General features: G+C 71.8%; 17 protein-coding genes. 13 read left to right on the forward strand and 4 right to left on the reverse strand.

What is annotated here, in order from left to right; genetic code table 11:
- Positions 1-115: 115 nt before the first annotated feature.
- Positions 116-943, reverse strand: a complete 828-nt coding sequence (locus MTQ01_RS03705) for an HAD family hydrolase (RefSeq protein WP_211042297.1) — start codon at positions 941-943, stop codon at positions 116-118.
- 490 nt (positions 944-1433) lie between these two features.
- Here MTQ01_RS03705 and ssd point away from each other — a divergent pair, with 490 nt between their 5' ends.
- The 7 genes from ssd to MTQ01_RS03740 all read left to right on the forward strand — a co-directional run bounded on the left by ssd (position 1434) and on the right by MTQ01_RS03740 (position 7706).
- Positions 1434-2531, forward strand: a complete 1098-nt coding sequence (gene ssd / locus MTQ01_RS03710; protein ID WP_247486821.1) for a septum site-determining protein Ssd — start codon at positions 1434-1436, stop codon at positions 2529-2531.
- A 305-nt stretch (positions 2532-2836) separates the two neighbouring features.
- Entirely contained in the window at positions 2837-3982 is a 1146-nt protein-coding gene (locus MTQ01_RS03715; RefSeq protein ID WP_247486822.1) for a TadA family conjugal transfer-associated ATPase, read from the forward strand.
- Positions 3983-4383: 401 nt separating this feature from the next.
- Positions 4384-5091, forward strand: coding sequence for a type II secretion system F family protein (locus tag MTQ01_RS03720; RefSeq protein ID WP_247486823.1), 708 nt, complete (start codon positions 4384-4386; stop codon positions 5089-5091).
- A 614-nt stretch (positions 5092-5705) separates the two neighbouring features.
- On the forward strand, positions 5706-6053 hold the full coding sequence (locus MTQ01_RS25230) for a type II secretion system F family protein (RefSeq protein WP_247486824.1): 348 nt from the start codon (positions 5706-5708) through the stop codon (positions 6051-6053).
- Positions 6054-6260: 207 nt separating this feature from the next.
- Positions 6261-6503, forward strand: coding sequence for a DUF4244 domain-containing protein (locus MTQ01_RS03730; RefSeq protein ID WP_374207586.1), 243 nt, complete (start codon positions 6261-6263; stop codon positions 6501-6503).
- 142 nt (positions 6504-6645) lie between these two features.
- Complete coding sequence (locus MTQ01_RS25110; protein ID WP_374207635.1) at positions 6646-7251, forward strand: TadE family type IV pilus minor pilin; 606 nt, start codon at positions 6646-6648, stop codon at positions 7249-7251.
- A gap of 140 nt (positions 7252-7391) precedes the next feature.
- Entirely contained in the window at positions 7392-7706 is a 315-nt protein-coding gene (locus tag MTQ01_RS03740; protein WP_374207587.1) for an Rv3654c family TadE-like protein, read from the forward strand.
- Here the strand turns inward: MTQ01_RS03740 and MTQ01_RS03745 are convergent.
- Positions 7630-10050 (reverse strand): DEAD/DEAH box helicase, encoded by a 2421-nt coding sequence (locus tag MTQ01_RS03745; RefSeq protein ID WP_308294354.1) that lies wholly within the window; start codon positions 10048-10050, stop codon positions 7630-7632. The genes MTQ01_RS03740 and MTQ01_RS03745 overlap by 77 nt on opposite strands.
- Before the next feature lie 186 nt (positions 10051-10236).
- Here MTQ01_RS03745 and bldG point away from each other — a divergent pair, with 186 nt between their 5' ends.
- The 6 genes from bldG to MTQ01_RS03775 all read left to right on the forward strand — a co-directional run bounded on the left by bldG (position 10237) and on the right by MTQ01_RS03775 (position 17874).
- The gene (bldG, locus tag MTQ01_RS03750) at positions 10237-10578 is read left to right on the forward strand and encodes an anti-sigma factor antagonist BldG (protein ID WP_143647025.1); all 342 of its coding nucleotides are present in this window, start codon (positions 10237-10239) and stop codon (positions 10576-10578) included.
- Positions 10579-10672: 94 nt separating this feature from the next.
- Entirely contained in the window at positions 10673-11101 is a 429-nt protein-coding gene (locus MTQ01_RS03755; protein WP_247486826.1) for an ATP-binding protein, read from the forward strand.
- Positions 11102-12084: 983 nt separating this feature from the next.
- Positions 12085-14481 (forward strand): sodium-translocating pyrophosphatase, encoded by a 2397-nt coding sequence (locus MTQ01_RS03760; protein WP_247486827.1) that lies wholly within the window; start codon positions 12085-12087, stop codon positions 14479-14481.
- A gap of 262 nt (positions 14482-14743) precedes the next feature.
- Positions 14744-15331 (forward strand): small secreted protein, encoded by a 588-nt coding sequence (locus tag MTQ01_RS03765; protein ID WP_247486828.1) that lies wholly within the window; start codon positions 14744-14746, stop codon positions 15329-15331.
- Positions 15332-15482: 151 nt separating this feature from the next.
- Complete coding sequence (locus tag MTQ01_RS03770; protein WP_247486829.1) at positions 15483-17027, forward strand: methyltransferase; 1545 nt, start codon at positions 15483-15485, stop codon at positions 17025-17027.
- Between the two features lie 625 nt (positions 17028-17652).
- A complete protein-coding gene (locus MTQ01_RS03775) occupies positions 17653-17874 on the forward strand; it encodes a hypothetical protein (RefSeq protein ID WP_374207588.1) in 222 nt (73 codons plus the stop codon).
- Between the two features lie 194 nt (positions 17875-18068).
- On the opposite strand, the gene MTQ01_RS03780 is transcribed toward MTQ01_RS03775, so the two are convergent.
- Positions 18069-18467 carry a DUF2752 domain-containing protein gene (locus tag MTQ01_RS03780; protein WP_247486830.1) on the reverse strand — a complete coding sequence of 133 codons (399 nt, stop codon included), beginning with the start codon at positions 18465-18467 and terminating at the stop codon, positions 18069-18071.
- 10 nt (positions 18468-18477) lie between these two features.
- The gene (locus tag MTQ01_RS03785) at positions 18478-18894 is read right to left on the reverse strand and encodes a TM2 domain-containing protein (RefSeq protein WP_247486831.1); all 417 of its coding nucleotides are present in this window, start codon (positions 18892-18894) and stop codon (positions 18478-18480) included.
- Positions 18895-19087 lie beyond the last annotated feature (193 nt).

Consider the following 19087-nt stretch of genomic DNA (forward strand, 5'->3'; position numbering starts at 1 on the left):
GCGGTTGTGCGGGCGTCGCCGTGTGGGCGCGCTCTGCGCGAGGTCCCGCGCGAACCCCCGCGCGGGACGTACCGGCGCACTGTGCGCGCCGGCTGCGGCGTTGCGCGGCGTCGCGCTAAGCGGCTGATCCGGCACGTCGGCGGGCGGCGTACCAGAGCAGCCCGGCGGTCGCGGCCGCGGCTCCGACCGCCGCCGCGGCGGTGACGATCGGGCGGGGCGGCAGCGAGGGCAGCCGCTGCTTGAGGCTGACCGGCCGGCTGAACGTCAGCACCGGCCAGTCCCTGGCGACGGCCTCCCTGCGCAGTGCGCGGTCGGGGTTCACCGCGTGCGGGTGCCCGACCGTCTCCAGCATCGGGACGTCGGTGGCCGAATCGCTGTAGGCGTAGCAGCGTTCGAGGTCGTACCCTTCGCTCTCGGCGAGCTCCCGGACGGCCTCCGCCTTGGTCGGGCCGTACGCGTAGTACTCGACCTCGCCGGTGTAGCAGCCGTCCTCGACGACCATGCGCGTCGCCACCACCCGGTCTGCGCCGATCAGTTCGCCGATGGGCTCGACGACTTCGGCTCCCGAGGTGGAGACGATGACGACGTCGCGTCCCGCCAGATGGTGCTGCTCGATCAGCGAGGCGGCCTCGTCGTAGATGAGCGGGTCGATCAGTTCGTGCAGGGTTTCGGCGACGAGCTCCTTCACGTGCTCGACATTCCACCCCTTGCACAGCGCGGACAGATAGGAGCGCATTCGTTCCATCTGGTCGTGGTCCGCGCGTCCGGCGAGGAACACGAACTGGGCGTAGGCGGTGCGCAGTACGGCGCGACGGTTGATCAGGCCGCCCTGGTAGAACGACTTGCTGAAGGTGAGCGTGCTCGACTTCGCAATGACCGTCTTGTCCAGGTCGAAGAAGGCAGCTGTGCGGGGCATCGAGTGGTTTTCCACGCTGTGGAGGATACCGATGATTGGCGCCCACCATTCGGCGTAAGCTGTTGCGTGTGGGTTTGCTCGAGAAGGCTCTCGGGTACACCATGGAAGTCACGGATCGTTCGCGACCGTGCTAACCCGGTTCGGCTCCTCCCCCCCCGAGTCGACCGTGGAAGACGACCCCCGCTCTCCCCCCCGGCGGGGGTCGTCGCATGTCCGGACACCTTTGCTTGCCCTGTGCCGCGATTGAGTCGCCGCCGGGGCGTTGTCGCGCGGGTGCCGGCGCAGGGCGGGAAGCCTCGGGGGAACGTCACTCCGGGTAGTGGATCGGCTGCTGCGGGCCGACAGTGCCGCGTAGCCCGAGAGTGTGAGCGAGTTATTCACAACCTGTGGGTTATCCACAGAATCTGACCAAGATCCCCAATCTTTCCCGGACTTCTGCACGGTGAATGCGCAAGGCGCCCCCCGGCTCTGTGAAAGGCCGTGGGGCGCGCTCACCGAGCCCGAAGGGGAAGGCCAGATGGCCGAGACGATCCTGATCGTGACCGAGGACGCCGATCTCCTCGACGACCTCCTGCGACTGTGCGCAGCCGCGGGAGCCGAAGCCGAAGTGGTGCACGGGCCCAGGGCTGCGGATCCGTCCGGAGCACGGTCCTGGCGGTCCGCGCCGCTCGTGCTGCTGGGGGACGACCGGGCGCGTCCGCTCGGCGCCGAACTGCACTCGGTCGCCCGCAGGGAGGGCGTGCTGCTCGTCGGCAAGGACCTCGACGACCATTCGATCTGGGAGCGAGGTGTGCGTCTGGGGGCGGAGCAGGTGGTCTTCCTGCCGGACGCCGAACGATGGCTCACCGGCCGCATCGCGGACGCGGTGGAAGGCGTCGGGCGCCCCGCTCTCACCGTGGGGGTCGTCGGCGGTCGCGGCGGAGCGGGCGCCTCGACCCTCGCCTGTGCGCTCGCGATGAGCGCCGCGCGCGACGGCGAGCGGACGATGCTCGTCGACGGTGATCCGCTCGGCGGTGGTCTGGACATCCTGCTCGGCGGAGAGTCCGCCGACGGCTTGCGCTGGCCCGCGCTGCTGGAGTCGCGCGGGAGGGTGGCGGCCAAGGCGCTGGAGGAATCCCTGCCCGCCGTCGCGGAGTTGAGGGTGCTCAGTTGGGACCGCAGCGACTGCGTGCTGGTCCCGCCCGAGGCGATGCGCGCCGTGCTCGGGGCCGCCCGCCGGCGCGGCGGAGCGGTGGTGATCGACCTGCCGCGCCAGCTCGACGAGGCGGTTGCGGAAGCGCTGACACAGCTGGATCTCGGCCTGATGGTCGTGCCCGCAGAGCTCCGGGCGATTGCGGCGGCCCGCCGGGTGGCCGCTCGTTGGGCGCTGCTGCTGAAGGACATGAGGGTGGTGGTGCGGGGCCCGTACGCCGCCGGTCTGGGCGCCGAGGAGGTGGCGGCGCTGCTGGACCTGCCGCTTGCCGGTGAGGTCCCGAACGAGCGCGATCTGTCCGAGGCCGCGGGCCGCGGCAGGCCGCCGGGTGCGGCGCCGGGCGGTCCGTTGGGGCGGTTCTGCAGCGCCTTCTGGTCGCGGGCCCTGCCCGGGGACGGGCTGCAGGGGAGCGCGACCTCGTGAGCGGGGGACCACCGCCGTACGCCTCGGGCCGGCGCCCGTCGGACGGGTATCCGGCGGCGTCGTCGGGGTCGTGTCCGTCGGGTGCGTACGGGGCGCGTCCGTACGGGTCGGTGCTGCGCCCTTCGGGCCTGCACGCCGGTCTTCGTGGTGTGCGGCCCGTCCGCCCCGTCAGCCGGGGCCCGGGCGGGAGCGCGGCGGAGGCTCCCCAGCCGCGCCCGGGCCCGAGCGGTGCCGGTCTCCGACCGCCTTCCGCCACGGTTCGGGCGGACGAAGGGGCGAGCGAACCGGCCGCGCCGTCCGAGGAGTTGGTGGATGTCGTCCGCCGCCGGCTCGCGGAGTCGGGGGCGGATCCGACCCCCTCGCAGGTGGCCGCCGCGCTGCGCGCCCAGGGTCGGTTGCTCGGCGACAGCGGTGTGCTCGCCGTGGTGAACGCGCTGCGGTCCGAGCTTGTCGGTGCCGGTCCGCTGGAGCCGCTGCTCGCCGATCCCGAGGTGACGGACGTGCTGGTGGCCGGACCGCACAGGGTGTGGGTGGACCGCGGCGGAGGACTCGAGCGCACGGGCGTCACGTTCGCCGACGCCAGGTCCGTTCGCCGACTGGCGCAGCGGTTGGCGAGTGCGGCGGGTCGGCGGCTGGACGACGCCAGGCCGTGGGTCGACGCGCGCCTCCCGGACGGCACGAGGTTGCACGCGGTGCTGCCGCCGGTGGCCGTGGACGGTCCGTGTCTTTCGCTGCGGGTGGTGCGCCACCGGGCTTTCGGCCCGGCCGAGTTGGTGGCCGCGGGCACTCTGCCGGCGGGCGGCGACCGACTGCTGCGTTCGGTGGTGGACGCACGGCTCTCCTTCCTGGTCTCCGGCGGCACGGGCAGCGGCAAGACGACCCTGCTGAGCTGCCTTCTCGGCCTGGCCGCCCCGGCCGAGCGGCTGGTGCTGGCCGAGGACTCCGCGGAGCTGAGGCCCGCGCACCCCCACGTCGTACGGCTGGAGGCCCGCCCGGCGAACCAGGAGGGCGCGGGCCGGGTCGACCTGCGCGATCTGGTCCGCCAGGCGCTGCGGATGCGTCCTGACCGGCTGGTCGTCGGAGAGGTCCGCGGCGCGGAGGTGATCGATCTGCTCGCAGCGCTGAACACGGGGCACTCCGGCGGAGCAGGCACCCTGCACGCGAACGCGGCGGCAGACGTTCCCGCCCGTCTCGAGGCCCTGGGAATGGCGGCCGGGGTGGGGCGGGCGGCACTGCACAGCCAGATCGCCGCCGCCCTCGATCTCGTCCTCCATCTGCACCGGGACAGCACGGGGCGCCGCCGCCTCGCGGAGGTGCACGTACTGCGCAGAGGCGCCGAGGGGCTCGTGAGTACCGTGCCCGCCGTGCGTTGGGGCCCTGCGGGTTTCGTCGAGGCAGAGGGCTGGCCCGTGCTGAAGGACCTCTGTGCACGCGGGGGAGGGGCGGCATGAGTGCGGTGCAGATCGAAGCGGCTCTGGCGAGCGGGGAGTTGGGGGGCGGCTGGACGGCCGTCGCGCTGCTGCTGTGCGGTGTGCCGGCCGCCGTGTGGTGGGTCGCTGCCGCGAGTCCGGAGGTGCGGAGGGCGCGCGCCCTCTTCGGTGGTGCAGAGCTGTGCACTGCGGCCTGGCGTCCGGGCTTCGTCGGCGGGCTCCGACAGGACGCCCGGCGGGGGCCGGTGGCGCGGTGGGCGTCGCGCGGGTGGCCGGCCCGCTGGCGGGACTTGCTCGGCCGGGGCTCTGTTGTTGCGCAGCCTGACCGGTGGCCCGGAAGTCGGCATGCGGGTCGGGGGTCCGGAAGTCGGCTTGCGACGGCCAAGGCCTCGCACTCCACGTGGCCGACGCCCGACGCGCTCATGCCCGGCGGACTGGTCCTGTGTCTCGTCGTGGTGGCCGTGGGCTGCGCGCTGGCCCACTGGCAGCGCTCGCCACTGCCACTGCTCGGTTGCCTCGGTGCGGCCGTGGCGGTGCGGCGCGGGCTGAGGAGCAGAGCTCGGCGGCTCGAGGCGGACCGTCGCGAGGCGGCGGTGGTGGAGCTGTGCGTCGAGGTGGCGGCCGAGCTGAGAGCGGCCAGCCAGCCGCAGCAGGCGCTGTTGGCGGTGGGCGTCGCGGGACTCGGCCCGCCGGGCGCGGCGGTGCTGGCCGCAGCCCGGTTCGGAGGCGATCTGCCCGGTGCGCTGCGCAGCGCCGCCGGAGAGCCGGGCGGCGGCGGGCTGGGCGGAGTCGCCGCGTGCTGGCAGGTGGCGGCGGAGGGCGGCTCGGGCCTGGCGGCAGGCCTGGACCGCGTGGCGCACGCCCTGCGGCTGGAGCGTGACCAGCGCGAGGATCTCCAGGCCCAACTGGCGGGCCCGCGCGCGACGGTGTCGATCCTGGCAGGGCTGCCGTTGCTCGGGGTGTCGATGGGTACGGCGATGGGCGCCGACCCGCTGGGAGTGCTGCTGCACACGCCGGTCGGCTGGGTGCTGCTCGCGGCTTCGTCGGGTCTGGAGCTGCTGGGAGCCCTGTGGGCGCGCGCGATCGTGCGTCGGGCAGCGGGCGCGCGAGACAGGGAGGAGGCGCGATGAGCGTGCTGATCGGTGCGGGAGTCGTGGCGGTCGGCGCGCCTGTGGCGGGTTGTTCCGTTGCGGGCGTCGTCGCAGAGGGGCGGGCGGGCCCAGCCGGCTGGCCGCCGGGCTGCCGACACGGGCAGTTGGAGGCGATCGCGGACTTGTCACCGGGCCGGTCGTCGTTGCTCTGGTCGGTGGTGGTTGTGGCCACCGGTGTGGCGTTGCTGGGGTTGCGGCGGTGGCGCCGCTCCCGAGGGCGGCGGGCTCGCGCCGTAGTGCTCTTCGGCCCGGTGGCGCCGGTGGTGGCAGCCGGGCCGGCGGGAGGTTCGGCGGGCGTCCGGAAGATGACGGCACGTCTGACGGGGACCCGCGGACTTGCTCCCGCGGCGGCCGGTACAGGGGCAGGTATATCGGTGGCGGTTCTCCTCGACGGTCTGCTCGGGACACCTCTCGGCTTGCTGCTGGGCGCCTGCTCGGCAGCGGCGGCGTGGCGAGCGGTGGGCAAGCGGCCCGGTCGCGGACGTGGAGAGAAGGCGGAGCTGCGGGAAGCAGGCCGTCAACTCCCTTTTGCGGCAGAGCTGTTGGCCGCGTGCCTCGCAGCCGGCAGTCGGCCGCGAGAGGCTGCGTGGGCGGTGGGTGCAAGCCTGGGCGGGCCGTTGGGCGAGCGTCTGGTGCGGGTGTGCCAGGAGCTGCGGCTGGGCGCGGAGCCGGACGCCGCATGGCGGTGCGTCGCGGAGGTCGAGGGCGGCCGTCGGTTGGCCCGCTGTCTGGAGCAGGCGGAGCAGTCCGGAGCGCCCGTGGTGGACGAGATCTCACGGCAGGCTGCGACGGCGAGAGCCGACCGGGCCCGTGCCGGCGCTGCCCGTGCCAGACAGGCGGCGGTGCACGTCACCGCGCCACTCGGGCTGTGCTTTCTGCCCGCGTTTCTGCTGGCGACGGTCGTGCCCGTGGTGATTGGCCTCGGGCAGCGTCTCAGCTAGGCCGCTCGCCCGACGCATGCCCCCGAACCTCGTACCGCGTCCGGGCGCGGCGCGTTCCGCGGCCTCACCTCGTTCCCCGGCGCTTCAGGTGCTTGCGCCGGGCGCTGCTCGGCGGTCGCCGGGCGGATCGTCCGACGAGCACGGGGCCCGAGGGGCGTCTTCGTTCCTTCCACTCGGATCCACTCTCAACTCTGAGGAGACAAAGCCATGTTGATGTGCCCCACGGTGCGATGGCGGCGTGTCGCCGATGTCTGGCCGCGTTGCGGTCGGCTCCGGCGTGCTGTGCGTCGGTCCCGTACGTCTGACGCCGGAATGAGCACCGCGGAGTACGCGGTGGCGACGCTCGCCGCCTGTGCCTTCGCCGCGGTGCTGTACAAGGTGCTCACCAGTTCGCCCGTCACGGCGGCGTTGCAGGGCCTGATCGAGCGTGCGTTCAGCTCGGCGGTGTGAGTGCGTGGCTGCCGCGGTCAACGCGAACGTGTGCGTGCGCCGGGTGCGGTGCCTTCTGCGGTGGCGGTGGCGGTGGCGGGATTCGGGACAGGCCACGGCGGAGACCGCGGTGGTCGTCCCGTCTCTGGTCCTGCTCATCGCGATGCTGCTGTGGGGTCTGCTCGCCAGCGCCGCTCACATTCAGTGCGTCGACGCGGCCCGTGCCGGCGCCAGGGCCGCGGCCAGAGCCGAACCGTGGCCCGGTGTGACGGCTGCCGCCCAACAGGTGGCTCCGGCCGGTGCGGAGGTGGAGGCGGCGCGGGACGGCGACCTGGTGCGCGTGCGGGTGAGAGCGCGAAGTGTCGGCCCCGGACCGCTGTCCGTCGAGTTGAGCGCGGAAGCGGTCGCCCAGGCGGAACACCGTCCGGGGGCGGACCGTCCCGGGTCGGCTGCAGCCCCGGGGCACGGCACCGCGGAGGAACGGCAGGTGGAGGACTCAGCCGTGGAGGGCCCAGTTGTGGAGGGCCCGGGCGTGGAGGGCCCAGGACCGGCGGAGTCCGGGCGTCGGGTGCCGTCGCCGCTGTCGGGGACGGCTCCGCCGTCTGCCCCGGCTGTGCCGAGGGCGTCGTTGGCGCCGAGTGCGGCGATGCGTACGCCGTCCGGCGATGGTTCCGAGCGGGCAGGGGAGGGCGCCGCGCGAAAGGAGGCGCCGGATGCCCGCCGCGATGCGGTGGGCACGCCCGGTGCAGAGGGCAGGAGCGTCGGGTGAGTGGAGGCCGGGGCCGAACGGCTGACCGGATCCCCGAGCGGCCGTTCGGCCGCGCACCGGGGCGGCGGCGCCCAGGAAGGCCGGAACTCGGTCGGGTCCGTCGTTCGGCGAGATCCCGGGACGACGGCGGCTCGGCCACCGTGTGGGCCGCGTGGTCGGCGCTGGCCCTGTGCACCGTGTTCCTGGCGCTGATGTCGTTCTGCGAGGCGGTCGTCGTACGCCATCGCGCGGCAGGCGCGGCGGATCTGGCGGCGCTCGCTGCGGCGGCGCGGGCGCCTCAGGGAGCGCAGGCGGCCTGCGGTGCGGCACGTCGGGTGGCCGAGGCGCAGGGAGCTTCCGTGGTGCGGTGCGTGCTCGGGCCCGATGGCGCCGTGGACGTCACGGCCCGGATATCTCACGGTCCTTATGCGCCGGAGATTCGGTCGAGGGCGGGGCCGCCCGGAGCAGTTCGGTGAGCAGGCGCAGCGCGCCGCGCTTGTGCAGGGGCTCGTTGCCGTTGCCGCACTTCGGGGACTGCACACAGGAGGGGCACCCGCGTTCGCATTCGCAGGCCGCGATGGCCTCGCGAGTCGCCCCGAGCCACCGTTGTGCGGTGGCGTGGGCGCGTTCCGCGAAGCCGGCGCCGCCCGGCTGCCCGTCGTAGACGAAGACGGTGGGCAGGAGCGTGTCGGGATGCAGGGGGACGGAGACGCCACCGATGTCCCAACGGTCGCAGGTGGCGAAAAGCGGCAGCATGCCGATCGAGGCGTGCTCGGCGGCGTGCAGTGCTCCGGGAAGCACTTCGGGGGCGATCCCGGCGGAGTCCAGCTGATCCTCCGAGACCGTCCACCACACGGCGCGTGTGCGCAGGGTGCGCGGAGGCAGATCGAGCTTGGTCTCGCCCAGCACCTCGTTCGTCACCAGCTTGCGCCGCAGATAGGAGACGACCTGGTGGGTGACCTCGACCGAACCGAAGCACAGTTCTCCCTCGCCCCAGGGCACGCGGGAGGTGGTCTCCAGAATCGTGATGGCGGTGGTGTCCCTGGCCATGGTCGACCAGGGCGGAGTGGATTCCTCCACCAGCGCGACGGATCCGTCCGGGTCCTCCAGGTCGAGCTGTCGTACGACGTAGCTGCGGCCTTGATGCAGATGCACGGCGCCCTCGTGGACCGTGCTGTGCGCCGCCGCGGCGTCGACGGTGCCGAGCAGCCGGCCGGTCGCTTCCTCGACGACCTGGACGGGCGAGCCGCCCTGCCCACGGATGTCGGTGAGGTCGACCGCTCTCTCCCGACGCGTCCAGTACCAGGTCGAGCCGCGCCGTCGCAGCAGTCTGCGTCGCTCCAGGGAGGGCACCACCTCGGCCGCCGCCGGCCCGAAAAGCCCGAAGTCGGCCTCGGAGAGCGGAATTTCGGCAGCCGCCGCACACAGGTGAGGAGCGAGTACGTAGGGGTTGTCCGGGTCGAGCACGGTCGACTCGACCGGTTGGGAGAAGAGTGCCTCGGGATGGTGCACCAGATAGGTGTCCAGCGGGTCGTCCCGCGCGATGAGGACGGCCAGGGCGTCCTGGCCCTGGCGGCCGGCCCGCCCGGCCTGCTGCCAGAGGGAGGCCCGGGTTCCGGGATAGCCGGCGATGAGCACCGCGTCGAGGCCGGAAATGTCCACACCCAGTTCCAGTGCGGTCGTCGCGGCGAGGCCGAGGAGTTCACCGGAGTGCAGTGCCCGCTCCAGGGCCCGACGTTCTTCGGGAAGGTAGCCGCCCCGGTATGCGGCGATTCGCGCGACCTGAGAGCGATCATTTTCAGCCAGTCGTTCCTGGGCGATCACCGCCGTCAGCTCTGCGCCCCGCCGCGACCGGACGAACGCCAGCGTCCGAACGTCCCGGCCGGCGAGGTCGGCCAGCAGCTCTGCGGCCTCGGAGGTGGCCGTGCGCCGTACGGGCGCGCCCCGTTCGCCCTGTGTGCCCGTCAGCGGCGGCTCCCACAGCGCGAACGTCAGTCGGCCCTTCGGGGAGGTGTCCTCGGTGACCTCGCGCACGGGTACGCCCGTGAGTCGGGTCGCCGCGACCGCCGGGTCCGCGGAGGTGGCCGAGGCCAGCAGGAAGACCGGATCGGCTCCGTACTTCGCCGCGACCCGGCGGAGCCGTCGCAGGACCTGGGCGACGTGTGAGCCGAAGACACCCCGGTAGGTGTGGCACTCGTCTACGACGACGTAGCGCAGCCCGCGGAGGAAGGAGGACCAGCGTGGGTGCGACGGCAGCATCCCTCGGTGAAGCATGTCCGGATTGGTGAGCACGTAGTTGGCGTGCAGCCGTACCCACTCGCGTTCCTCGTAGGGGGTGTCGCCGTCGTACACGGCCGGACGGGCCCCGGTGCCGAGCGGGCGGGCCAGCTCTTTGAGTGCTCGCAGCTGGTCGGCGGCGAGCGCTTTGGTCGGGGCCAGGTAGAGGGCGGTGGTGCCGCGGCCGTCCGGCGCCTGCGCGCCTTCGAGCAGGGTGTTGAGAACCGGCAGCGTGTAGGTGAGCGACTTGCCGGAAGCGGTGCCGGTGGCGACCACGACGGACTCGTCGGCCAGCGCGTGCCGCAGCGCGGCCGCCTGGTGCTCCCAGGGGCGTTCGATGCCCGCCGCGCGGACGGCTTCGATCACCTCTGGCCGGATCGGGGCGGGCCAGTCGGCATGACGACCGACCCTTGGGGGCACATGCTCCGTATGGGTGATCCGGCTGTCCCGGTCGGCCGTGCCGGCGAGCTGCTCGAAGACCGACCCGGGCGGTGACGGGGCGGGTCGGGCACCCTTCGCGTGCGGGCGACGTTTGCTGGCCATTGACACCGAGTGTGTCATCAGCCTGACGGACAATGGCTCAAGGCGTCGTGCACGCACGTGAGTAGGTGATTGAATGCCCCTGCGGCTGCCGATCCGTTCCTTCCGGGCAGCGGGGGATACCCATCCCCTTCTGAGGAGGGGATAGCCCAGGGGGCGACCGCTCGATAGCAAGGTGCTGGAGGATCCGTGGACCTGTCCCTGTCGACCCGTACCGTAGGCGATCGCACGATCGTCGAGGTCGGTGGCGAGATCGATGTGTACACCGCGCCCAAGCTGCGTGAGCAGCTCGTGGAGCTGGTGAACGATGGAAGCTTCCACCTCGTTGTGGATATGGAAGGTGTCGACTTCCTTGACTCCACCGGTCTGGGCGTGCTGGTGGGAGGTCTCAAGCGAGTGCGCGCGCACGAGGGTTCGTTGCGGCTGGTCTGCAATCAGGAGCGCATCCTGAAGATCTTCCGGATCACTGGCCTGACGAAGGTCTTCCCGATCCACAACTCGGTCGACGAAGCCGTCGCGGCCACCGACTGACGCGCCCTCATCCAGAGGCTTCCCCCCGGGGGTCGGGCACTGTGTTGCGCCGGACCCCCGGGAAGCACGTCCGTACGACCTCCAAGGGGATGGCATGGCCACCGTCGAACTGCGCTTCAGTGCGCTTCCCGAGCACGTGCGCACCGCTCGTCTGGTGGCGGCGGCCGTCGCTCGGCGAGCTGGAGTCGACGAAGCCGTGCTGGACGAGGTCCGACTCGCGGTGGGTGAGGCGTGCAGCCGCGCCGTGGGTCTGCACCAGAGCGGCGGTCTGAGTTCGCCGGTGCGCGTCGCCCTCATCGAGGACGACAAGAAGTTCGCCATCGAGGTGGGTGACGACGCCGCCGTGGCGGGCGGGGCCGGCGACACCGCGGTTGGCGGTGCGGCCGACGGCGCCGAGGACGAGAGCGACATGGGGCTCGCGGTGATCAGCGGCCTCGTGGACGACGTCGAGGTGCTCTCCGACGACCACGGCGGCCTCATCCGCATGACCTGGCCGACCACCCCGGCACCGCTCTTTCCCTGAAACCCGGGCCGCTCTGCCGCCGAAGGCGGGCGCGACGGACGTCGGCCCGACCCGTCGCGCAGCCCGGTTCGCGAGAGAACCGGTCAGGTACGCGGTCGGTCCTGCAGGGCGGCGCACGTCGATTGGCGAGCAGTACGCGCTGCGCGGGCCGAACGAGCCGGTTGCGCGTACGAGTTGCACACACCCACGTCTGATCGTCTGTACGACCGTGTCGGCTCCGCGCAGGTCCTGGTGGAGTGTCCGCCGGCTGTCGCTGCCGCCTCTGCACCTGTCGGCTACCGCCTCCGCCCCTGCCCGGCTGCCGCTTCCGCCGGATCAGCCGACCCGTACCGCGTCCGCGGAGTCGACGCAGAGCTGCGCCCTTCGCGCTGCCGGCCCAGTGCGTTCGGGGAGGTGCGCCGAGACGGCGTTGCCGGAGAAGCGCGACGGTCGAGCGTTGACGAGGCCCGGTGCGGGGCGCGGCGACAGCGTCCCCGTCGGGATCGGCCCCCCGCACCGCGGGTGGCGTCCCCGTCGGGATCGGCTCCCGCGCGGCGGGCGGCAACGGTCAACCCCGTGACGTTTCCGGGACGCTCTTTCCGGTCGTCTTCGTTCGCCCTGGCCCGCCGGGGAGACGGTCGACAGTCGCTCAGACGTCCGGTGCACGGCCCTCCGGCGCCCCGGTCGCGGATCTTGTTCCGCGCTGCCGAGTGGTCTCCTGTAGCTGCTGAGGTCTTTGTTTTTCCTGTTGGGAACCGGTGCGCCCGCGTCTCGCCGCTCGATAGTGAGATCATTTTCCGAGCAGTCAGGATTATGTACACACTCTCTTGTGAGGGAATTCCCAAAGAGTCGTCTTTCTGATCTTCGTCAACTCGCTGCGAATTCCTCGCGACGGCGCCCTGTTTAGTTCCCGGGAAGATCCCAAAACTCCCTCGACATCTGAGCAGCAGGACGCCTGAGCGTGTGCTTGCGCGCGCCCATGTGCCAAACGTCAAGGAGGACGAATGGCGGGGCAACTCCCCACTCTGCAGGACCATCACCTGTTGGCCGACGCCGTGCTGACAACGGGCAACAGAGGGCTGGTGGTGGCGATCGCCGCGATCGCGCTGGCCGCGCTCGTCGTCGCCGTGGTGCTCTTGCGCCAGGTGCTCGCGGCCGACGAGGGCACGGAGAGCATGAAGAAGATCGCCGCTGCCGTACAGGAGGGCGCGAATGCCTACCTGTATCGACAGTTGCGCACACTCGGCATTTTCGCCGTGGTGGTCTTCTTCCTGCTCTTCCTGTTGCCTGCCGACGATACGAATCAACGGATTGGGCGTTCACTGTTCTTCCTGGTGGGCGCCGCTTTCTCTGCGGCCACCGGGTATATCGGCATGTGGCTCGCGGTGCGCAGCAACGTCCGAGTGGCGGCGGCGGCGCGCGAAGCGACGCCCGCGGAGGGCCAGCCGGCCGCGGATCTCACCACTGTTTCGCACAAGGCGATGAAGATCGCTTTCCGCACCGGCGGTGTGGTGGGAATGTTCACCGTCGGGCTGGGCCTTTTCGGCGCTGCCTGCGTGGTGCTCGTGTACGCGGCGGACGCGCCGAAGGTGTTGGAGGGCTTCGGTCTCGGCGCGGCGCTCATCGCGATGTTCATGCGCGTGGGCGGCGGCATCTTCACCAAGGCCGCCGATGTGGGCGCGGACCTCGTCGGCAAGGTGGAACAGGGCATCCCCGAGGACGACCCGCGCAACGCGGCGACCATCGCCGACAACGTGGGCGACAACGTCGGCGACTGCGCCGGTATGGCCGCCGACCTCTTCGAGTCCTACGCCGTCGTCCTGGTGGCGAGCCTGATCCTGGGCACCGTGGCCTTCGGTGACGCGGGCCTCGCCTTCCCGCTGATCGTTCCGGCGATCGGTGTGATCACCGCGATGATCGGTGTCTTCGTCGTCGCGCCGCGTCGCACGGACCGCAGTGGAATGTCCGCGATCAACCGGGGCTTCTTCATCTCGGCGGCCATCTCGCTCGTACTGGTCGCAGTGGCGGCGTACACCTATCTCCCGGCCACCTTCGCGGAGTTGGACGGCGTCACCAACGAGGCCATCGCCGGCCACGAGGGCGACCCGCGGCTGATCGCGCTGACCGCGGTGGCGATCGGCATCGTGCTCGCCGCGCTGATCCAGCAACTGACCGGCTACTTCACCGAGACGACCCGCAAGCCGGTCCAGGACGTGGGGAAGAGCTCGCTGACGGGCCCCGCGACCGTCGTGCTCGCAGGTGTTTCGCTCGGTCTGGAATCGGCGGTCTACACGACGCTGTTGATCGGTCTGAGCGTGTACGGCGCGTTCCTGCTCGGCGGCGCGTCGATCATGCTCGCCCTCTTCGCGGTCGCCCTCGCGGGCACGGGACTGCTGACGACGGTGGGCGTCATCGTCGCCATGGACACCTTCGGGCCGGTCTCCGACAACGCCCAGGGCATCGCCGAGATGTCCGGCGACGTCGAGGGTGCGGGCGCGCAGGTGCTCACCGACCTCGACGCCGTGGGCAACACCACCAAGGCGATCACCAAGGGCATCGCCATCGCCACGGCCGTACTCGCCGCCGCCGCGCTCTTCGGCTCCTACCGGGACGCCTTCGAGACGGCGGCACGCGATGTGGGCGCGGCAGCGGGGGAGATGAACCTCAGCCTGGACATCGCCCAGCCCAACAACCTGGTCGGTCTGATCCTCGGTGCGGCAGTCGTCTTCCTCTTCTCCGGCCTGGCGATCAGCGCCGTCTCGCGCTCCGCGGGCGCCGTCGTGTACGAGGTGCGGCGCCAGTTCCGGGAGCGCCCCGGGATCATGGACTACACGGAGAAGCCGGAGTACGGGCGGGTCGTCGACATCTGCACCAAGGACGCGCTGCGCGAGTTGACCACGCCGGGCCTGCTGGCGGTGATGTCGCCGATCGCGGTCGGCTTCAGCCTGGGCATCGGCGCACTCGCCTGCTTCCTCGCGGGTGCGATCGCGGCGGGCATTCTGATGGCCGTCTTCCTGGCCAACTCCGGTGGTGCGTGGGACAACGCGAAGAAGATGGTCGAGGACGGCCACCACGGCGGCAAGGGCAGCGAGGCCCACTCCGCGACGGTCATCGGCGACACCGTGGGCGACCCGTTCAAGGACACCGCGGGTCCGGCGATCAACCCCCTGCTCAAGGTCATGAACCTGGTGGCGCTGCTCATCGCGCCCGCCATCGTGACCCTCTCCTACGGCGACGACGCGAGCGCCGCGCTTCGAGCGGTGATCGCGGTGGCCTCGGTGATCGTCATCGTGGGCGCCGTCTACGTCTCCAAGCGACGTGGAGTGGTGATGGGCGAAGAGGATGATTCGGACAACGTGAGCAAGCCCACTCAGCCGAGGGATCCGGTCGCAGCTCCCTGATCGTGACGGACGGGTGAGGGCCGCCGACCGAACGGTGCGGTGGTGCTCACTGTCCGGGGTTTGCGCAGTTCAGCGGGTGGTGCGCGGAACGCGTGCCACCCGCTTCCGCTGCCCGCCGACGGGTGGCGGTAGTGCCGCGGACGGCTGCGCAGAGCTCTGCCGCAAATTGCTGCTTTGGGTCCGGAAAGCGTCGAACGCGTATCTTCGCCGCCTCGTGGGTGGCGCCGGGCGTGTATGTTCCGGGCCGAGTAGCCATGAAGGGATGGAACCGGTGAACAACAAGCTCGCCGCGGCGCTGTGTGGCAGCGCCGCCCTCGCTCTCGCGCTGACCGGCTGTGGCGGTGACGACGGGGACGACGGGAAGGCCCAGGCCTGGGCGAAGAAGGTCTGTGACCAGGTCCAGCCCCAGGTGAAGAAGATCCAGGGCGCCAACACGGCCATCTCCGAGGCCGCTGCCAAGGACAGCTCTTCCGCCGCAGTGCAGAAGGCCGACTCGGAGGCGTTCGGTCAACTCTCCGACGCCTACAAGTCCTTGGGCCGTGCGGTCTCGGGCGCGGGCGAGCCCCCGGTGGACGACGGGGCGAAGCTGCGCAAGGACGCGGTCAAGGAGCTCAGCGACATCTCCGCCTCCTACGCCGGCCTGAAGGTCAAGGTCGACAAGCTCGACACCAAGGACCAGGCGAAGTTCGCCGACGGTCTGCGCGAGGTGGCCAAGGAGCTGGAGACCCTGGGCAAGAGCGGCGACGCGGCGCTCAACAAGCTCGAGTCGGGCGATCTGCGCACCGCGATGAGCAAGGAGCCGGGCTGCGCCAAGACCGACGTGGACAAGTCCGAGCCCTCGCCCGCCTGACGCGCTGCCCTCCCGTCCGGCAAACGTCCACCGCCCGAGCTCGTGCTCGGTGTCGGACGTGCTCCATGCCGAGCGGTGCGCACCGCGCGTGCGGTCGGCCCGGTGACGCCGAGACGGCGAATCCACCGGGCCGACCCACCACAATGGAGGGGTGAGTACGCACCTCCCCATCGCCAGCGATACGACCATCCGGCTGCGTGAGGCGTTCCTGGCCGCCTCCTTCACCGTGGACGGGCTCCTCGAACTGCTGGGCGCGCCCGCCTATGCCGCGCTCGCCCGCAGCGAGACCACTCCGGCGCTGCGCGCCACGCGCGGCGACAGCGCACTGGCCACGCTGGTTCGCCTCTTCCTGCTTCAGGACGGGGTCGACCGCGACCGCGCCGCCGAGGTGCTGCCCCTTCGGGATGCGCTGGACGACGGCTGGCTGAGCGTCGAGCACAGCCCCCGGGGCGAGGAGGTGCGCGCCACCGTCGACGTGCGCCCCTACGGAGGTCCGCAGGGCGAGGACTGGTGGATCGTCTCCGACCTGGGCTGCGCGGTGGGCGGTGCGAGTGGGATCCGCGGGCCCGAACAGGACCGCGAGAACGTGGTGCTCGGCGTCGGCGGTGCCTCCACGACGCTGGCGGGGCTGGTGGTGCGCGAACCGGTCGACCGCGCCCTCGATCTGGGCACCGGATCCGGGATCCTGGCGCTGCACCTCGCCCGGCACGCCACCGAGGTCACCGCGACCGACCTCAACCCCCGAGCGCTGCGCTTCGCGGAGCTGACGTTCGCTCTGTCCGGAGCGCCTGCGCCCGAGCTGCGGGAGGGCTCGCTCTTCGAGCCGGTCGACAACGAGGAGCCGTACGACCTGATCGTCTCCAACCCGCCGTTCGTCATCTCCCCGGGACCGGTCTCCGGCGAGGACCGGGCCCTGACCTACCGCGACGGCGGGCTCTCCGGCGACGCGCTGTGCCGCACCCTGGTCCAGAACAGCGCTGCCCGCCTCGCCCCCGGCGGATACTGCCAACTGCTCGCCAACTGGCAACACATCGGCGGCGAGGACTGGCGCGACCGTGTGCGCGGCTGGGTGCCGCGCGGCTGCGACGCCTGGATCGTGCAGCGCGAGACCCAGGACGTCAACCAGTACACCGAGCTGTGGCTGCGCGATGCGGGCGTGCACCTCCTCGGCCCCGAGGAGTACGCGAGGCGCTACGACGCCTGGCTCGCGGAGTTCGAACGCAGTGGCACCGAGGCGGTCGGATTCGGCTGGATCAGCCTGCGCCGGACCGACAGCGACCAGCCCTCGCTGACGCTGGAGGAGTGGACGCACCCGGTCGAGCAGCCGCTCGGCGACACGGTGCGCGAGCACTTCGCCCGGCAGGACTTTCTGCGCCGCCACGACGACGCCGCGCTGCTCGACACCCGGTTCGTGCTGGCCGAGGGTGTGGTGCAGGAGCAGGTCGGCCCGCCCGGCGCGGAGGACCCGGAGCACGTGGTGCTGCGCCAGAGCCGCGGCATGATGCGTGCGACCAAGGTGGACACCGTGGGTGCCGGCTTCGCGGGGGTGTGCGACGGAACGCTGAGCGCAGGTCGCATCCTCGACGCGATCGCCCAACTCGTCGGGGAGGACGCGGTGGCGCTGCGGGACCGTACGCCCGACGCGATTCGGCTGCTGGTGGAGCAGGGCTTCCTGCTGCCCTCCGCAGAGGGCTGACCGCATCTCGCACCCGGCCGGGCTCCGGAGCCGCAGGTCGCGCCCGGGTCCGGCCGGCGGCACGAGCGCGTCGGCGACGGTCGTGCCGCGTGCGGGGCTGCGGCCGGGAGTTCTCCGGGTGCTGTTGTTCGCCTCCGCGCGCAGGTCGGCCTGAACTCGCCGTCGTGAAGGGGGAGTTGCACGGCGCGCGCGGTGCGGTGCACGCCCCGGCGCGTGCGTCGACCCGTATCCAACGCACCGGGCTGCCCGCTCGCGCCGCCACTGGTCGGCACGGCGGGCAGGGCCGACACACGACCACCGGACGGCGCGGAACCCCTGCGCGCCCGGCCGTGTGCGGGGCGGTCGCGGGTCGCGGTCGCGCGTCACCGTGACAAGACGGCGCTCGACGGTCCGCGCACGAGAGCCCGCGCACGCCGACCCGACCGCGTACGGCGGCCCGCGGGTGTCCACGGTCCCGCGTACGTACACGACCGGCAGTGCGTGACGAGACCGTCCTCGCGCGAAGGCCGGCCGCGGTGGGGCGGTCCCTCGACGGGCCGGGCGCGGTGGCGAGTTGTACGCGTCGGCGGCAGACGTTCACCCGGAATTGGCGGGCGCGCCGCACTCGGCTGTGAGCCTCGCCCGCATGGAGAGAGCCGCAGGGGCTGGACTGGAGACGGGGCCTGCGTTCTTCGCGGGCACCGTCTGTGTGCTCTTCGGAGCACTGCTGCTGGTGTGGACCGTCGCGCGGATGCGCCGGGGAGAGCCGGTGGTGGCGGAGGGGAGTCCTGTCGTCGCCGCGCTGTCGACGGTCACCTTCGGGGCGTTCTTCCTCGCCGCGGGTCTGTGGTTGCTGCTCAGTCTCTGAGCGCTCCGTACGCGGTCGCCGAAGCGCTCGGTGCGAACGTCTGCGAGTTCCCGAGCCGGCGGCTTCGGGGCGCCCGGTGTGCTTCTGCCGACCGGCTGCGGCCGGTTCCCGGTCACCCGGCAGGCGGGACGAAGACGCGGCGCAGTCCGTCGGCGGACCGCCGGCCCGCGCTGCCGCCGCCGTCCCGCCGCAGATCAGCCGAGCACGTTGCGGACGACCATCCAGCCGGCCGCGACTCCCACGATCGCGATGACGCGCCCCGCTCCCCAACGCGGCACATAACGGCGTCCCCGCAGACCTTCCAGCAGCCACTTCCCGAGCAGATACGCGGCGAGGGGCAGGCCGAGCAGGAGCAGCACGGCGTTGTCGTGGAAGGCGGCGACCAGGTCGCCGTGGATCAGGTCGTACGTCATCCGGGTGCCCCCGCAGGCAGGGCAGAGCACACCGGTGAGCAGGTTTACCGGGCAGCGCGGCAGCAGCTGCCCGGGGTCGTGGGGGTTGGTGTGCCAGAGGTACACCAACCCCACGACGCCGGTCCCCAGCACGGCCAACGGCGCCGCGGCGGGGTGTCGAAATCGACTGGCGAGGGCCACGACGGCCGCGTCAGCTGCGCAGGATGCGACCCTCGGAGTCGGTCGCGTCGTCCTTCACCAGCAGCATGATGCCGTCGATGAGCGCCCAGATTCCGAGACCGCCGCAGGTCAGCAGCATGCCGATGGCCATGCCGATGTGGCCGGTGTAGAAGCGGCCGATGCCCAGCGTGCCGATGAACAGCTGGAGGACGCCCGCCACGATCTTGGACTTGGGGGAGTACGGGCGGCCGTAGGGGTCGTAACCGTGCGGCGCGTTCGGGTCGAAGCCCATCTGGGGCGGCGGCGGGGCCGCACCGGGGTAGCCGTACTGCGGACCGGCGGGGCCGGGCTGCTGCTGCGGGTACCCGTAGCCGGGCTGCTGGCCGGGCGGCGGACCCTGCGGCTGCCCCCCGGGCTGGCCGTACGGGTTGGGTGGCGGCTGGGACATGTCTCCCCCTGAGGCTTGATAAAACGTGCTACTGACTCGCACATAGTGCCAGCTGTCACCGAGCGGCAGGAATATCGGTTGTCGGGTTACCGTTCCATTGGCGTCGCGGACTTTTCTCGTTTGACACCGGACCGGGAGGTACCGTCACACTCCGCAGCGTCAGCTGTGTCAGACGGCGTCAGGGTTTGTCCCG

This window comes from Streptomyces sp. XM4193 (assembly GCF_023072595.1).
Taxonomy (GTDB): Bacteria; Actinomycetota; Actinomycetes; order Streptomycetales; family Streptomycetaceae; genus Streptomyces.

Bases quoted from the DNA above. Each gene is read 5' to 3' on its own strand.
- ssd (WP_247486821.1), top strand. From the start codon at position 1,434: ATGGCCGAGACGATCCTGATCGTGACCGAGGACGCCGATCTCCTCGAC.
- MTQ01_RS03720 (WP_247486823.1), top strand. From the start codon at position 4,384: ATGCCCGGCGGACTGGTCCTGTGTCTCGTCGTGGTGGCCGTGGGCTGC.
- MTQ01_RS03730 (WP_374207586.1), top strand. From the start codon at position 6,261: ATGTTGATGTGCCCCACGGTGCGATGGCGGCGTGTCGCCGATGTCTGG.
- MTQ01_RS25110 (WP_374207635.1), top strand. From the start codon at position 6,646: ATGCTGCTGTGGGGTCTGCTCGCCAGCGCCGCTCACATTCAGTGCGTC.
- MTQ01_RS03745 (WP_308294354.1), bottom strand. From the start codon at position 10,050: ATGGCCAGCAAACGTCGCCCGCACGCGAAGGGTGCCCGACCCGCCCCG.
- MTQ01_RS03755 (WP_247486826.1), top strand. From the start codon at position 10,673: ATGGCCACCGTCGAACTGCGCTTCAGTGCGCTTCCCGAGCACGTGCGC.
- MTQ01_RS03760 (WP_247486827.1), top strand. From the start codon at position 12,085: ATGGCGGGGCAACTCCCCACTCTGCAGGACCATCACCTGTTGGCCGAC.
- MTQ01_RS03765 (WP_247486828.1), top strand. From the start codon at position 14,744: ATGGAACCGGTGAACAACAAGCTCGCCGCGGCGCTGTGTGGCAGCGCC.
- MTQ01_RS03775 (WP_374207588.1), top strand. From the start codon at position 17,653: ATGGAGAGAGCCGCAGGGGCTGGACTGGAGACGGGGCCTGCGTTCTTC.
- MTQ01_RS03785 (WP_247486831.1), bottom strand. From the start codon at position 18,894: ATGTCCCAGCCGCCACCCAACCCGTACGGCCAGCCCGGGGGGCAGCCG.